The 13378-nt window shown below is 74.9% G+C and carries 13 protein-coding genes; 5 read left to right on the forward strand and 8 right to left on the reverse strand.

Annotated features, from left to right (window positions below; all coding sequences use genetic code 11):
• Positions 1–135: 135 nt before the first annotated feature.
• Positions 136–501 (forward strand): Rv2175c family DNA-binding protein, encoded by a 366-nt coding sequence (locus EKG83_RS08155; protein ID WP_194283004.1) that lies wholly within the window; start codon positions 136–138, stop codon positions 499–501.
• 299 nt (positions 502–800) lie between these two features.
• Here EKG83_RS08155 and EKG83_RS47540 read toward each other — a convergent pair whose 3' ends face one another.
• The 4 genes from EKG83_RS47540 to EKG83_RS08170 form a co-directional block, all read right to left on the reverse strand.
• On the reverse strand, positions 801–1688 hold the full coding sequence (locus EKG83_RS47540) for a phytoene/squalene synthase family protein (RefSeq protein ID WP_051764315.1): 888 nt from the start codon (positions 1686–1688) through the stop codon (positions 801–803).
• Positions 1685–3202 carry a polyprenol phosphomannose-dependent alpha 1,6 mannosyltransferase MptB gene (mptB, locus tag EKG83_RS47545; protein WP_211268979.1) on the reverse strand — a complete coding sequence of 506 codons (1518 nt, stop codon included), beginning with the start codon at positions 3200–3202 and terminating at the stop codon, positions 1685–1687. The genes EKG83_RS47540 and mptB overlap by 4 nt, the downstream gene beginning before the upstream one ends.
• Before the next feature lie 173 nt (positions 3203–3375).
• Complete coding sequence (gene crtI, locus EKG83_RS08165; RefSeq protein WP_033427435.1) at positions 3376–4869, reverse strand: phytoene desaturase family protein; 1494 nt, start codon at positions 4867–4869, stop codon at positions 3376–3378.
• 2 nt (positions 4870–4871) lie between these two features.
• The gene (locus EKG83_RS08170; protein WP_033427434.1) at positions 4872–5939 is read right to left on the reverse strand and encodes a polyprenyl synthetase family protein; all 1068 of its coding nucleotides are present in this window, start codon (positions 5937–5939) and stop codon (positions 4872–4874) included.
• 102 nt (positions 5940–6041) lie between these two features.
• Here EKG83_RS08170 and EKG83_RS08175 point away from each other — a divergent pair, with 102 nt between their 5' ends.
• Positions 6042–6926 carry a methylenetetrahydrofolate reductase gene (locus EKG83_RS08175; protein WP_033427433.1) on the forward strand — a complete coding sequence of 295 codons (885 nt, stop codon included), beginning with the start codon at positions 6042–6044 and terminating at the stop codon, positions 6924–6926.
• Here EKG83_RS08175 and EKG83_RS08180 read toward each other — a convergent pair.
• Complete coding sequence (locus EKG83_RS08180) at positions 6862–7794, reverse strand: alpha/beta fold hydrolase (protein ID WP_033427432.1); 933 nt, start codon at positions 7792–7794, stop codon at positions 6862–6864. The genes EKG83_RS08175 and EKG83_RS08180 overlap by 65 nt on opposite strands.
• 80 nt (positions 7795–7874) lie before the next feature.
• Between EKG83_RS08180 and EKG83_RS47550 the strand changes: the two genes are divergently transcribed.
• Positions 7875–9191: a hypothetical protein gene (locus tag EKG83_RS47550; RefSeq protein ID WP_228122539.1), complete on the forward strand. Its 1317-nt coding sequence runs from the start codon at positions 7875–7877 to the stop codon at positions 9189–9191.
• On the opposite strand, the gene EKG83_RS08195 is transcribed toward EKG83_RS47550, so the two are convergent.
• On the reverse strand, positions 9089–9739 hold the full coding sequence (locus EKG83_RS08195) for a DUF3153 domain-containing protein (protein ID WP_033427430.1): 651 nt from the start codon (positions 9737–9739) through the stop codon (positions 9089–9091). The two genes, EKG83_RS47550 and EKG83_RS08195, sit on opposite strands and share 103 nt — an antisense overlap.
• 105 nt (positions 9740–9844) lie before the next feature.
• Here EKG83_RS08195 and EKG83_RS08200 point away from each other — a divergent pair, with 105 nt between their 5' ends.
• Together EKG83_RS08200 and EKG83_RS08205 are read left to right on the forward strand one after the other, a co-directional pair.
• Positions 9845–11524 carry a DUF885 domain-containing protein gene (locus tag EKG83_RS08200; protein WP_033427429.1) on the forward strand — a complete coding sequence of 560 codons (1680 nt, stop codon included), beginning with the start codon at positions 9845–9847 and terminating at the stop codon, positions 11522–11524.
• A gap of 83 nt (positions 11525–11607) precedes the next feature.
• Positions 11608–12243 carry a CHAP domain-containing protein gene (locus EKG83_RS08205; RefSeq protein ID WP_033427428.1) on the forward strand — a complete coding sequence of 212 codons (636 nt, stop codon included), beginning with the start codon at positions 11608–11610 and terminating at the stop codon, positions 12241–12243.
• A 45-nt stretch (positions 12244–12288) separates the two neighbouring features.
• On the opposite strand, the gene EKG83_RS08210 is transcribed toward EKG83_RS08205, so the two are convergent.
• Both EKG83_RS08210 and EKG83_RS08215 read right to left on the reverse strand, forming a co-directional pair.
• Positions 12289–12849: a GNAT family N-acetyltransferase gene (locus EKG83_RS08210; RefSeq protein ID WP_033427427.1), complete on the reverse strand. Its 561-nt coding sequence runs from the start codon at positions 12847–12849 to the stop codon at positions 12289–12291.
• A complete protein-coding gene (locus EKG83_RS08215) occupies positions 12846–13346 on the reverse strand; it encodes a YbaK/EbsC family protein (protein WP_033427426.1) in 501 nt (166 codons plus the stop codon). The genes EKG83_RS08210 and EKG83_RS08215 overlap by 4 nt, the downstream gene beginning before the upstream one ends.
• Between the last annotated feature and the right edge of the window lie 32 nt (positions 13347–13378).

A 13378-nucleotide genomic window follows, 5' to 3' on the forward strand; every position in this document is an offset into this window, starting at 1 on the left:
GGTCCCACGCGCGCGTGTGGGATCCGCGTCAAAGCCGCATGAAACCAAGGGTGTCCGCCGGGTAACCCGGCGGTGTACCGCGACCACCCGGTTGGCGCAGGGCATCGTTTCGGCCGTTGTGGCATCGTGACGCACGTGAGTGCGATTCCTGCCGCTGCCGACGTGCTGGCTCCCGACCTGGAGGTCCTGAACCTGCCGGAGGTCGCCGAGCGCCTCGGCCTGCCGATCAACCGAGTCCACCAGCTGCTGCGCGACGGCCAACTGCTCGCCGAGCGCCGCAACGGTGTGCTCGTCGTCCCCGCCCAGTTCCTCGCCGCCGGAGGCGTGGTCAAGGGACTGCCTGGCACCATCACGGTGCTGCGCGATTCCGGCTACTCGACCGAAGAGATCCTGCGGTGGCTGTTCACCGAGGACGACACGCTGCCGGGCACGCCGATCGAGGCGTTGCGCGGCGACCGCGGTCGCGAGGTCAAGCGGCGGGCGCAGGCCCTGGGCTTCTGACCGAACCGCACCACACCAGGAACAACCGGCCACGTCCGGGCGGCCCTCGGGTCGTCCGGACGTCGTGCTTCTCGGGCGACTCGTGTTGCGTTAACAGGACCGGTCGATGCGTGGGCGATTCGTGTTGCGTTAAGACGGATGGTGGAGGTGTGGGCGATTCGTGTTGCGTCAAGACGGATGGTGGACGCTTGAGCAACTCGTGTTGCGTCAAGGCGGCCGGTAGGCGCCTGGGCAACTCGTGTTGCGTTAAGGTGGTCGAAAGATGCGTGGGCAATTCGTGTTGCGTTAGTCCGGTGCCCTCAGCGGCCCGTGGCGCGGGCGACGAGGGCACGGGCCAGGCCGGGCAGGGCCACGGCCAGCCGGCGCGACGCCGGCACCGCCACCCGCCGGTCCAGCACCCGGTAGTCCGCCGCCGCGATCTCGTCCAGGATGCCCCGGTACAGCACCAGCGCGGTCCGCACGCACGGCCGCGCCGCCGGGGCGAGCAGCGCCACCCCGCCCTCGGCCTCCCGGTACACCGCCAGCGTGTGCGCCACGAGGTGCCGCAACGCCCGCCGCACCCGCTGGTCCACCCGCCCGGTGCGCCGGCCCGCCAGCAGCAGCTCCCGGTCGACCCCGTGCGCGGCCAGCACGTCCTCGGGCAGGTAGACCCGCCCCCGGTCCAGGTCCTCGCCGACGTCCCGCAGGAAGTTGGTCAGCTGGAACGCCCGGCCCAGCGCGGCGGCGGACGGCTCGGCCTCCGCGCGCGGCACCACCGTCCCGAGCACCGGCAGCAGCTGCAGCCCGATCACGGCCGCCGAGCCGTGCACGTACCGGTCCAGCGCCGCGAAATCCGGGTAGGACCGCACGTGCAGGTCCATCCGCATGGACGCCAGGAAGTCGGCGAACAGCCCGTGGTCGATCGAGTGGCGGTCCGCGGTGTCGGCCAGGGCCGCCAGCACCGGGTGCCCGGTGGGGTGCCCGGCCAGCTCCTCGGCGAGCTGCTTGCCCAGCAGGTCCAGCTCGGCGGCCGGGTCCTCGACCTCGCCGCCGTCCACGATCTCGTCCGCCCACCGCGCGAACCCGTACAGCGCGTGCACGGCCGGGCGCCGCGCGGGCGGGAGCAGGCGGGTGGCCAGGAAGAACGTGCGACCGTGCCGGGCGTTCAGCTCGCGGCAGCGGGCGTACGCCGCGGCGAGGTCCGTCACGTGTACCTGCCGGACAGCTTCAGCGGGTCGGGCCTGGTCAGCGTCGCGCACGCCAGCGCGCACACCGCCGTGACCAGCGCCAGGTAGCCCCAGGAGTACAGGGCCGTGTCGCCGTTGGGGAAGGTGACCAGCAGCAGCCAGGTGGAGAAGAACGCCGCCGCCTTCAGGCCCGTGGTGGTCCAGGCGAAGCCCGCGGCCAGCACCAGCGCCCAGCTGAAGTACCAGGGCAGCGTGGCCGGGGACAGCAGCGCCACCGCCAGCATGGTGATCGCCGCCCGCCGCACGGCCTCCGCGCCGCCGTCCTCCGCCGCCCGCCACTGCCGCCACGCGATGTAGACCAGCAGCAGCGAGCCCAGGCCGCGGGCGACGGTCATGAACCAGGTCGGCTCGACCCGGACGAAGGAGCTGACCACGGTGTGCGCGAAGTCGCCGACCGCGCTGGGCAGCGACAGCCAGTTCACGATGGTCGAGGACGAGCTGAGCGCGGGCACCCAGCCCAGGTCCAACCCGGACACCAGCGTGGTGGCCCCGAACACCAGCGCGAACACCGCCACGCCGCCCGCGACGGCCCGGCCCAGCCGCGCGTTGCGCGTGCCGTGCAGCCGCCGCGCCCACACCAGCACCAGGAACGGCAGCGCGACCACGGCGGTGGCCTTCACCGCGAACGCCAGCGTCACCACGGCCAGGCCGAGGACGTGCCTGCGGTCGAGCACCAGCAGCACGCCCGCGGCCATCAAGCCCACCATCAGCAGGTCGTTGTGCGCGCCGCCGATGAGGTGCACCAGCATCAGCGGGTTCGCCGCGACCAGCCACAGCGCGGTCGCGGGCCGCCCGCCCAGGTGCCTGGTCAGGCCGGGCAGCGACCAGCACAGCAGCACCAGGCCGCACGCCAGGGCGAAGCGCATGAGCACCACGCCGCCGATCACGCTGGCGCCGGTGGCCCACACGACGCCCTCGGCGAGCATCAGGAACAGCGGCCCGTACGGGGCCGGGGTGTTCTGCCAGACCCAACTGACGTTCTCCGACAGCGGGCTCTGCAGCACCGCCGGGCCCACCGAGTAGGGGTCCAGGCCGTTGAGCTTGAGCTGGCCCTGCGCCAGGTAGCTGTAGATGTCCTTGCTGAACAGCGGCGGCGCGAACAGCAGCGGCAGCGTCCAGGCCACCACCGCGGTGAGCACGGCGGGGCTGCCGACGTGCCGGTTGCGCACCATCCGGCCCAGCCGGACCCACGACCAGATCACCAGGCCCAGGCCGAGGTAGAGCACGGCGGTGGCCAGGTCGTGGCCGTGGCCGTAGCGGATCCAGCTCAGCGAGGTGTCGGCGATCAGCGGGTCGTGCTTGAGGACCGCGCCCGCGCCCGTGCCGCCCAGCGCGAGCAGCATGACGCCCGCCACGCCGAGCAGGATGGTGCGGATCGGGATGCCGCCGGGGTCCGGCCGGTCCCGTTCCGGGGTAGCCGACGACCGCACCGGGTCGACAGGTGCGGCGCTCGATCGGGAGGGGGTCGCGGCCATCGCCGGAACATCGTCGCACAACGGCGGGGCGCGCCGGCACGTGATGGGCCGGTCCGGTGTCGTCGTCGCGGCGTCCCGGGGGATCGTCGCACGGCGGCCTCACCCGGGCGAGTGACCACATGGAGTATTCGCGGTGCGCGCGACCGCCGGTTCGGCCCGGCCGAACGACCAGGTCAGCGCCTGGTGCGCGACCGGCGCCCGACCACCGGCCGGCGGGCCGCCGCGCCGACCGCGCCGGTGATCCGCTGGGCGGCGAGCCGGCCGGAGACCAGCACCGGCGGCACGCCCACGCCCGGCGTGGTGCCGCAGCCGGCGAGCACCGCGTTGTCCAGCACGAGGTTGCGCGGCCGGAACGGGCCGGTCTGGGCGAAGGTGTGGGCGGCGGAGAACGGGGTGCCCGCGGCCAGGCCGCGCGCGGCCCAGTCGCGCGGCGTGACCAGCCGCTCCACCTCGATCGCGGACCCGAACCCGGTCAGGCCGCGCGCCTCCAGCGTGCGCACCAGCTCCTCGCGGTAGGCGGGGCCGACGCGTTCCCAGTCGATGGCCGAGGTGCGCAGGTTCGGCGCGGGCGCCAGCACGAACAGGCCCTGCCCGGGCGGGGCGGTGACCAGCAGCGACGGGTCGCTCATCAGCGTGCCGCGGCGGGTCAGCTCGTCGAAGGTCCGCCGCCACGCGGCGCCGAAGAAGACGGTGTGGTGGGCCAGCTCGGGCCAGGTGCGCGTCACCCCGGCGTGCAGCACGACCGCGGACGGCGACCAGGTGATCGGCAGCGGTCGGCGCGGGCGGTGGCCGAGCAGGCGGTAGGAGGTCGGCAGGTCCGGGGTGAGCACCACCGCGTCGCACGGGATGCGCTCGCCCCGGGCGGTGCGCACGGCGGTGACCCGGCCGCCGATCCGCTCCAGCCACGCCACCCGCGTCCGGTAGCGGAACTCGGCCCCGGCGTCCTGCGCGGCGGCCGCCAGGGCGTCCGGCAGCGCGCGCATCCCGCCCTCGGGGTGGTAGACGCCCGCGACGGTGTCCATGTAGGCGATCACGGCGTAGGCGGCCAGCGCCCGGTGCGGCGGCACCCCCGCGTACAGCGACTGGAAGGTGAACACCCGCCGCAGGCGCTCGTCGGAGAGGAAGCGCGCCACCGACGGTTCGAGCCGGGCGAACCCGCGCAGCGCGGCCAGCTCCGCCAGCCGGGGCGTGAGCAGGTCCAGGGGCGAGTCGAAGTTCGCGCCGATGAACGCGTCCCGCTCCACCCGGTACAGCCGGGTCAGCCAGCGGCGCAGCTCCCGGTACCCGGCGGCCTCGCGGGGACCGGCGAACCGGCGCACCTCGGCCTCCATCGCCCCGGCGTCGGCGTGCACGTCCAGCGTGCTGCCGTCGGCGAAGCGGGCCCGGTAGGCGGGGTCGACGGGCCGCAGGTCGAGCCGGTCGCCCAGCGACTCGCCGACCGCGTGCAGCGCCTCGTCCACCAGCTCCGGCATGGTCAGCACGGTCGGGCCGGTGTCGAACCGGTAGCCGCCCAGGTCGAGTCGCCCGGCCCGGCCGCCGGGCACGGCGTCCCGCTCGACCACGGTGACCCGCCTGCCCGCGCCGAGCAGGTGCAGCGCCGCGGACAGCCCCGCCAGCCCCGCACCGACCACGACCACGTGGTCGGTGCGACCCGTGACCACGCGCATCGTCAGTAGGTCCGCTTCGTGGCGCTGATCGCCAGCTCGGCCAGCCGATCGGCCGCCGGTTCGGCCACCGGTGCCCGGTCCAGCGCCCGCAGCGCCGACTCGGTCAGCTCGCCGATCCGCTCCTCCACCGCGGCCACCGCGCCGACCCGCTCCAGCTGGTCCCGGGCCACGGCGACCGTCGCCTCGTCCAGGTCGGGGCGGCCCAGCGCGTCGTGCAGCACGTCCGCGCCGTACTCCATGCCCAGCGCCACCAGCAGCGTCCGCTTGCCCTCGCGCAGGTCGTCGCCCGCGGGCTTGCCGGTCACCGCCGGGTCGCCGAACACGCCGAGCAGGTCGTCGCGCAGCTGGAACGCCACGCCGATGTCGGCGCCGAACGAGCGCAGCCCGGCCACCAGCTCCGGCGAGCCCGCGCCGATGGCCGCGCCCATGTGCAGCGGCCGTTCCACGGTGTACGCGGCGGTCTTGAGCCGGTCGATGCGCAGCGCCGCGTCCGGCGAGGCGTCCCCGCGGGCCTGGGTGAGCACGTCGAGGTACTGGCCGGCCAGCATCTCGGTCCGCATGTCCCGCCACGGCAGGCTCAGCCGCTGCAGCGCGTCGGTGGGCAGCCCGGCCGCGAACAGCATGTCGTCGGCCCAGGCCAGGGCCACGTCGCCGATCAGCACGGCCGCGGCCAGGCCGAACCGCTCGGGTGCGCCCAGCCAGCCGCGCTCGCGGTGGTCGCGGGCGAACCGGACGTGCACGGTCGGCCTGCCGCGGCGGGTCTCGGAGGCGTCCATCAGGTCGTCGTGCACCAGGGCGCACGCCTGGATCAGCTCCAGCGAGCTGACCGCGGTGAGCACGGCGCCCGCCAGCTCGTCGTCCGGGTCGCCGCCAGCCGCGCGCCAGCCCCACCAGGCGAACGTGGGCCGGATCCGCTTGCCGCCGCCGAGGACGAAGTCGGCCAGCGCGTCCACGGCCCCGGTGAAGTTGCCCTCCATGCGCTCGCCCAGCGCCCGGCGGTCGGCGAGGTAGCCGGCCAGCGCGGTGTCGACGTGCTTGGGCAGTTCGAGGTCCAGTGGGTGGGGCGGCACGGGTCTATCGTCACCTCTGCGCCGTGCGGCCGCCCAACCGGGGGGTGGTCCACCTACCGGAAGGCTTGTCCCACCCGGCGGGCGTGGCTCTAGGCTGGTCGCATGACGTCGGTCGTCGAACGCCTCAGCGGGGACAAGCCCGTGTTCTCCGTCGAGTTCTTCCCGCCGCGCGACCCGGCGGACGAGGCCGTGCTGTGGCGCGCGATCCGCGAGCTGGAACCGCTCGACCCGGCGTTCGTGTCCATCACCTACGGCGCGGGCGGCTCCACGCGCGACCGGACCATCCGCACCACCGGGCGCGTGGTGCAGGAGACCACGCTGGTGCCGATGGCGCACCTGACCGCGGTGGACCACTCGGTGGCCGAGCTGCGCAACGTGATCGGCTGGTACGCGGCGGTGGGGGTGCGCAACATCCTCGCGGTCCGCGGCGACCCGCCCGGCGACGTCAACGGCGAGTGGGTGCGCCACCCCGAAGGGCTGAACTACGCCGAGGAGCTGGTCCGGCTCTGCCGCGAGCTGGGCGACTTCTGCGTGGGCGTCGCGGCGTTCCCCTACGGCCACCCGCGGTCGGCGGACCTGGACGAGGACACCAGGTACCTGGTGCGCAAGCTGCGGGCGGGCGCGGACTTCGCGATCGCCCAGCTGTTCCTCGACGCCGACGACTTCCTGCGGCTGCGCGACCGGGTGGCGGCGGTGGGCTGCGACACCGTGCTGCTGCCCGGCCTGATGCCGCTGACCACGCGCCGGACGCTGGCCAAGACGGTGGAGCTGTCGGGCGCGCCGGTGCCCGCCGCGGTGGCGCGCAGGCTGGAGCCGTTCCTGGACGACCCGGTGGCGTTCCGGGCGGAGGGCGTGGACCTGGTGACGGAGATGGGGCAGCGGCTGCTCGCCGAGGGCGTGCCCGCGCTGCACTTCTACACGTTCAACCGGTCGAAGGCGACGCGCGAGGTGGTCGGTCGGCTGGGCCTGGTGCCCGCTCGCGCGTGACCCGGCGGATGAACGCGAGCACCCGTCCGGTGAACGCGTCGCGCTCGTCCGCCCGCAGGGAGGGGTGGTGCCCCAGCTCGGGCAGCACCCCCACCTCGGCCGCGGGCAGCGGCGCCCGGAGCCGGTCCGCGGCGGCGACCGGGTCGTGCACGGCGCTGCGCCCGGCGAACACCGCCAGCACCGGCACCCGCAGGGACCGGATGGCGTCCTCGGCGGGGCGGGTCTGGAAGGGCAGGCGCGCCCGGTAGGTGCGGATCGCGGTGAGCACCAGCCGGGTGTCCGGCCGGTCGAGCAGGTCCGCGCCCGCGGCCCGGCGCAGCCACCGCCGCCACAGCCACTCCCGGTCGACGAGCGCGGCCACCGCACCGTGCAGCACCAGCCGGCGGGAGAACCCCGCGGTCACGGCGGTGGGGTCGAGCAGGCTGATCGAGGCGAGCCGGTCCGGCGCGTGGATCGCCTGGTTGACCGCGTGCCAGCCGCCGGTGGAGCCGCCCACCAGGTGCACCCCGGTCAGGCCCAGGCGGTCGAGCACGTCGTCGAGGCACGCCGCCCGGTCGCGGTGGTCGACCAGCGGCGCGGTCTGCACGCTGCGACCCGCCTCGCCCAGCGTGTCGACCGCGTGGACGGGGTGGTGCGCCGCGAACGCCGGGATCAGGTCCGCCAGGGAGGCCGTGGTGGCCATGAGCCCGGGCAGCAGCACCAGCGGCGGCGCGTCACCACTCCCGAAGCGGTAGACCCGGGTCGTGCCGTGCCGGGTGTCGACGTCGTGCACGGCGTCCGGCGCCGGGCACTCCGCCATCGCCCGCTCGTAGGCCGCGGAGTACCGCGCCCGAGCCGCCTCGTCCCTGAACCCGCCAACGCCCTTCATCGGCGACCCCCTTCCCTCGGTTGCACGAGACGCTATGAAGGGGCGGGGGCCTTCGTCTTGGACGAATGGAAGGGGGACCGGTGGCCGACTGGAGCCTGGTGGTGCCGCGCCGGGAGGTCGAGCGGGTGGCGGCGGAGCGGGCCTTCGGCCGCCCGGACCCCCGGTTGGCCGGGCACGTCCTCGACTACGCCGCGCAGGACCAGCCGCCGACGGGTCCGGTGGCCTGGCGGGTGGCCCCGCTCGCGGCTGTCACCGTGGTGCTCGACCTGGCCGCGCCGGACCGCCGCTCGCCCACCGGGCGGGTGCTGCCCGCCTCGCCGGTGCTGGGGCTGCGCGACCGACCGCTGGAGGTGGTGCAGGAGGGCGCCTGCCGCGACGTCACCGTCGCGCTGACGCCGGCGGGCGCCCACGCCCTGTTCGGCGTGCCCCTGCGGGAGCTGGCCAACGAGGTCACCGCCCTGGCCGACCTGCTGGGCCGGGAGGCGGCGCTGCTGCTCGAAAGGCTCGCCGAGGCGCCGGGCCGGCCCGCGCGGTTCCGGGTCCTGGACGCCTGGCTGGGGCCGCGCCTGGACGCCGGCCCGGAGCAGGCCGGGCCGGTGCGGTGGGCGTGGCGGCGGGTGATGGCCTCGGGCGGGCGGGTGCGCGTGGACCGGCTCGCCGCCGAGGTCGGCTGGACCCGGCAGCACCTGACCAGCCGGTTCCGCGAGCAGGTCGGGCTCACGCCCAAGGCGGCGGCCCGGGTGGCGCGCCTGCACCGGGCCGTGTCGCTGCCGACCCGGCCGGTGCCGGGAGGTCGCGGCGAGGTGCGGTTGCGCGGACCAGCCGCGCCTCAACCGCGAGTTCCGCGCGCTGACCGGGTACACCCCCGCCGAGCGGTGGGTGTGATGGCGTCAGGCGCCGAGCCTGCGCTCGGTGGCCGACTCCAGCGCCACGGCCAGCCGGTTGAGCCCGTTGACGCCGATGATCAGCGCCGGCGGGTCGGCCGGCTCCTTCTCGGTGAACGCCGCGTCCGCCCGCGCCCACAGCTCGGCGGGCACGCCGTGCTCGCCCATCCGGGTGACCGCGTCGGTCAGCCCCATGGCCACCCGCTCGGTCCCGGTGAAGAAGGTGGACTCCCGCCACGCCGAGACGGCGAACAGCCGCCGACGTCCTCACCCGCCCCCACCGCGTCGGTGGAGTGCACGTCCACGCAGAACGCGCACCCGTCATCAGGCGGTATGCCTCGGGCGCCACCGCGGGGAACCCCATCCCCATGCCGGGGGGACGAGGCGACCGGGGCGGGTGTGACAGCCGGTCAGGAGACGAGGCCGCGCCGGTGCGACACGACGGCCAGGACCAGCACGATCAGCGCCGCGCCGCCGGTCAGCCCGGCGACCAGCATGGCCCAGCCGAAGTAGGACACGGAGTTCGGTCCGGCGTACCGCACGGTCGCGGTGAGCATCGACGCCTGGCCCGGCTTCGGGGTCCACCCGATCGTGGCGTTGTCCTCTTCTCGCCCGTTCGTGTCGACGACCTCGCCCGGGAAGCTGATCTTCACCTGGATGTCGGCCCGCTCCGGCGGCACCTGGGTCAGGTCCACCGACCCCGACAGCGTCACCAGGTCGCCCGAGCGCCGGAAGGTCAGCTGGTACCGGCTGGACGACGCGCTGGTGGCCACCGACAGGGCCCTGACCTCGTCGAAGGTCAGCGCGCTGAACGACAGCTGCGTGCCCACGTAGTCGTCGAGCTGGTACGGCTTGGTGGTCACCCGGCCGGCCAGCTCCTCGGGCACCTTCAGCTGCGGGCCGGGGTCGTTGTCCCTGGTGGGCGGCGTGGCGGCGGTGATCTCGCCGGACACCCGGTCGTCCTGCGACACCGCCATGGCGGCGTGCAGCCGGACGCACCCCGTCAGCGTGAACGCCGCGAGGAGGAGCACGGGCAGGAGGAGCGCGGATGCCCTGGGCACGCGATCATCCTGCCGGCAGCGGTCAAAAGTTGACCGGCGGGACACGGTCGTGAGCCTGGCTAAGTACCTGTCGGGGGGATGCGACCCGCAGGTAACGTGCGGCGCATGGCAACCTCCCCCGCCGGCGTGCACGGCATCAGCAACCAGTTCGTGGCCGACACCGCGGCCGCGGACCCGTTGACCGCGACCTTCATCGGCAAGCCCGGCCACGACGACCGGCTGACCGACTTCTCGCCGGAGGGGCACGCCGCCCGCCTGGAGCTGGCCAGGCGGGCGCTCGCCGAGGTCGCGGCCGCCGAGCCCGCGGACGGGTCGGAGGTCGACGCCAAGGCCGTGTTCCTGGAGCGGGTGGGCCTGGAGGTCGAGCTGCACGAGGCCGGCCTCACCGCGAGCAACCTCAACGTCATCGCCAGCCCCGTGCAGTCGCTGCGCGAGGTGTTCGACCTGATGCCCACCGAGACCGCCGACGACTGGGCCGTGATCGCCAAGCGCCTGGCCGCCGTGCCGGAGGCGCTGGCCGGCCTGCGCGCGGGCCTGGCCCACGCCGCCGACGGCGGCCGGGTGGCGGCGCTGCGCCAGGTCACCAGGGTCGCCGCGCAGTGCGACACGTGGTCGGGCCGCGCGGGCGGCGGCTCGTTCTTCGCCCGGATGGTCGCCGGCGCGCCCGCCGGGGCCGCGCTGCGCACCGACCTGGAGGCGGGCGCGACCGCCGCGGCCCAGGCGTACGGCGACTTCGCCGACTTCCTGCGCGCGGACCTCGCGCCCCGGGCACCGGAGAAGGACGCGGTCGGCGAGGACGTCTACCGGCTCCAGTCGCGCTACTTCACCGGCTCCCGCCTCGACCTGGCCGAGGCGTACGAGTGGGGCTGGGCCGAGTTCGCCCGCGTCGAGACCGAGATGAAGCAGGTCGCGAACCGCATCGAGCCGGGCGCCACGCTCGCCGGTGCCGCCGCCGCGCTGGACGCGAACCCCCGCTACCTGGTGCGCGGCAAGGACGGTCTCCAGGCGTGGATGCAGGACCTGTCGGACAAGGCGCTGCTGGACGTGCGCGGCGTGCACTTCGACCTGCCCGACGAGCTGATGCGCCTGGAGTGCCGCATCGCGCCGCCCGGCGGCGGCGTCGGCGCCTACTACACCGGCCCCACCCCGGACTTCTCCCGGCCGGGCCGCATGTGGTGGTCCGTGCCCGCGGACAAGGAGGAGTTCTCCACCTGGCGCGAGGTCAGCACCGTCTACCACGAGGGCGTGCCGGGCCACCACCTCCAGGTCGCCACGGCCGTGCACCAGGCGGAGAAGCTGAACGAGTTCCAGCGCCTGCTGTGCTGGGTGTCCGGCCACGGCGAGGGCTGGGCGCTCTACGCCGAGCGGCTGATGCGCGAGCTGGGCTACCTGGAGGACGACGGCGACCTGCTGGGCATGCTCGACGCGCACCTGTTCCGCGCCGCCCGCGTGATCATCGACATCGGCATGCACCTGGAGCTGGAGATCCCGAAGGGCACCGGCTTCCACGAGGGCGAGCGCTGGACCCCGGAGCTGGGCCTGGAGTTCATGCTGACCCGTACCATCACCGACCCGGCCCACGTGCGCGACGAGATCGACCGCTACCTGGGCTGGCCCGGCCAGGCGCCGTCGTACAAGCTCGGCGAACGGCTCTGGCTGGCCGCCCGCGACGAGGCCCGCGCGCGCCACGGCGCGTCGTTCGACCTCAAGACCTTCCACTCCCGCGCCTTGGAGATGGGGGCCATGGGGCTGGACACTCTTCGTGAACGGCTCGCGCAGATCTGACCCGGACGGACGAGCGGAGCGGGGGCCTCACGACGAGGTCACCCGCTCCGGGGTTGAATGGGCGGGCGAGGAGAGGGGGAGGGATGACCAGACGTCCCGTGCGGTCCGCGCTCGGCGCGGTGCTGGCCGGCGCGCTGCTGCTCGGCGCGTCCCCGGTGGTCGCGCAGGCGCAGCCCGGCGCCGTCGCGGACCGGGACCAGTGGCGCATCCGGCAGGACATCGTGGACCACGCGCTGCGCGAGGTCGGCCAGCGCGAGGGCAGGGGGAACTACTACCCGCAGAAGTACCAGGACGCCGGCGGCCCGGGCGTGCTGCGCCCGGCCGAGTGGTGCGGCGTGTTCGTCAACTGGGCCTGGACCACCGCGGGCGTGCCCGTCCGGCCGTCCATGCGGCCCGAGGCGGGCGCGTCGGTGCTCGACCAGGGCCACTGGGCGACCTACTGGCAGAAGTGGGGCCGGGCCAACGGCCGCTGGAAGGACATCGGCGAGCGGGAGGTGGCGCCCGGTGACGCGGTGGTCTACGGCAACTACCCGGACATGCACGCGCACGTCGGCCTCGTGGTCGAGGTGAAGTACGACCGGACCGGCCGCAAGGCCACGCACGTCCGCACGGTCGAGGGCAACTTCGGCGACCGGGTCGTCTACTCCAAGCTGCGCCCGATCGACGGCCTCAACGCGGGCCGGTTCCTCAAGGCGACGGGTTTCGTCTCGCCGTTCTGAAGCCGGTGCGAGGGGGCGGGCGGTCCACCGGGACCGCCCGCCCCCTCATGCCACGGGCAGCGCGCGACCCAGCACGGCGAACGGCCGCGGGTCGCCGGTGAACTGGTAGTGCCGCAGCACGTCCACGAACCCCACCCGGCGGTAGAGCCGCCACGCCTTGCTCGGTCCCTCCGGTGTGGACAGCAGCACCCGCGAGTTGGGCACGCCCGAGAGCAGGTTGCGCAGCAGCTGCTCGCCGATGCCGCGGCCCTGCGCGTCGGGCAGCACGTGCAGCTCGGTCAGCTCGAAGTAGTCGCGCATCCACTCCTCGACCGCGGTGGGCCCGGCGACCATGGTGAGGCCGTGGCGCACCTGCTCGTGCCACCACTGGCCGACCGCGCCGCGGTAGCCGTAGCCGATGCCGACCAGCTCGTCCCGCTCGCCGAGGGCGGCCACGCACCGCCAGCCGTCGCGCAGCATGTGCGCCAGCCACATGGGGGCGCGCTGCTCGGCCGTGCCGGGCGGGTAGTTCATCGCGCTGACGTAGAGCGCCAGCGCCTCGCCCAGCCGGGCGTTGAGCTCGCGGGCGGACAGCTCCACCAGCCGCCGCGACGGTGCGGCGGTCACCGGGCGACCGCCGCGGGCGTGCCGCCGGTCAGCTCGACCAGGCCCGCGAACGTGGTCGGGTAGACCGCGTGCGGGTGCCCGGCCGCGGCCCACACCACGTCGTACCGCGCCAACGCGGTGTCGACGAAGGTCCGCAGCGGCGCGGGGTGCCCGATCGGCGAGACGCCGCCGATCACCTGGCCGGTGTGCTCGCGCACGAACGCGGGCGCGGCGCGCTCCACCCGGTCGACGCCCGCGAGCCCGGCCAGCAGCTCCTGGTCCGCGCGGTGCGCGCCGGAGGTGAGCACGAGCAGGGGCGCGGCCACGCCGTCGCGGACCGCGGCGAACACGAGGCTGTTGGCGATCGCGCCCACCGGCACGCCCACCGCCGCGGCCGCCTCGGCGGCGGTGCGGACGGCGTCGGCCAGCACGCGGATGCCGTCCGCCGACTCGTGGTGGCCGGCCTCGCACAGGGCGGCGGCCACCTTGCGGATGCCGGGGTGGTCGAGTGCGCTCACCCGTTCATGAGACCACGCGCGCCCGGCTTGAG

The sequence above is a fragment of the Saccharothrix syringae genome (genome assembly GCF_009498035.1).
In the GTDB taxonomy this organism is placed as follows: Bacteria; Actinomycetota; Actinomycetes; order Mycobacteriales; family Pseudonocardiaceae; genus Actinosynnema; species Actinosynnema syringae.

Excerpts from the sequence above, each read along its gene's own strand:
- mptB (WP_211268979.1), bottom strand. The coding sequence starts at position 3,202 with ATGGCCGCGACCCCCTCCCGATCGAGCGCCGCACCTGTCGACCCGGTG.
- crtI (WP_033427435.1), bottom strand. The coding sequence starts at position 4,869 with ATGCGCGTGGTCACGGGTCGCACCGACCACGTGGTCGTGGTCGGTGCG.
- EKG83_RS08175 (WP_033427433.1), top strand. The coding sequence starts at position 6,042 with ATGACGTCGGTCGTCGAACGCCTCAGCGGGGACAAGCCCGTGTTCTCC.
- EKG83_RS08180 (WP_033427432.1), bottom strand. The coding sequence starts at position 7,794 with ATGAAGGGCGTTGGCGGGTTCAGGGACGAGGCGGCTCGGGCGCGGTAC.
- EKG83_RS08200 (WP_033427429.1), top strand. The coding sequence starts at position 9,845 with ATGGCAACCTCCCCCGCCGGCGTGCACGGCATCAGCAACCAGTTCGTG.
- EKG83_RS08205 (WP_033427428.1), top strand. The coding sequence starts at position 11,608 with ATGACCAGACGTCCCGTGCGGTCCGCGCTCGGCGCGGTGCTGGCCGGC.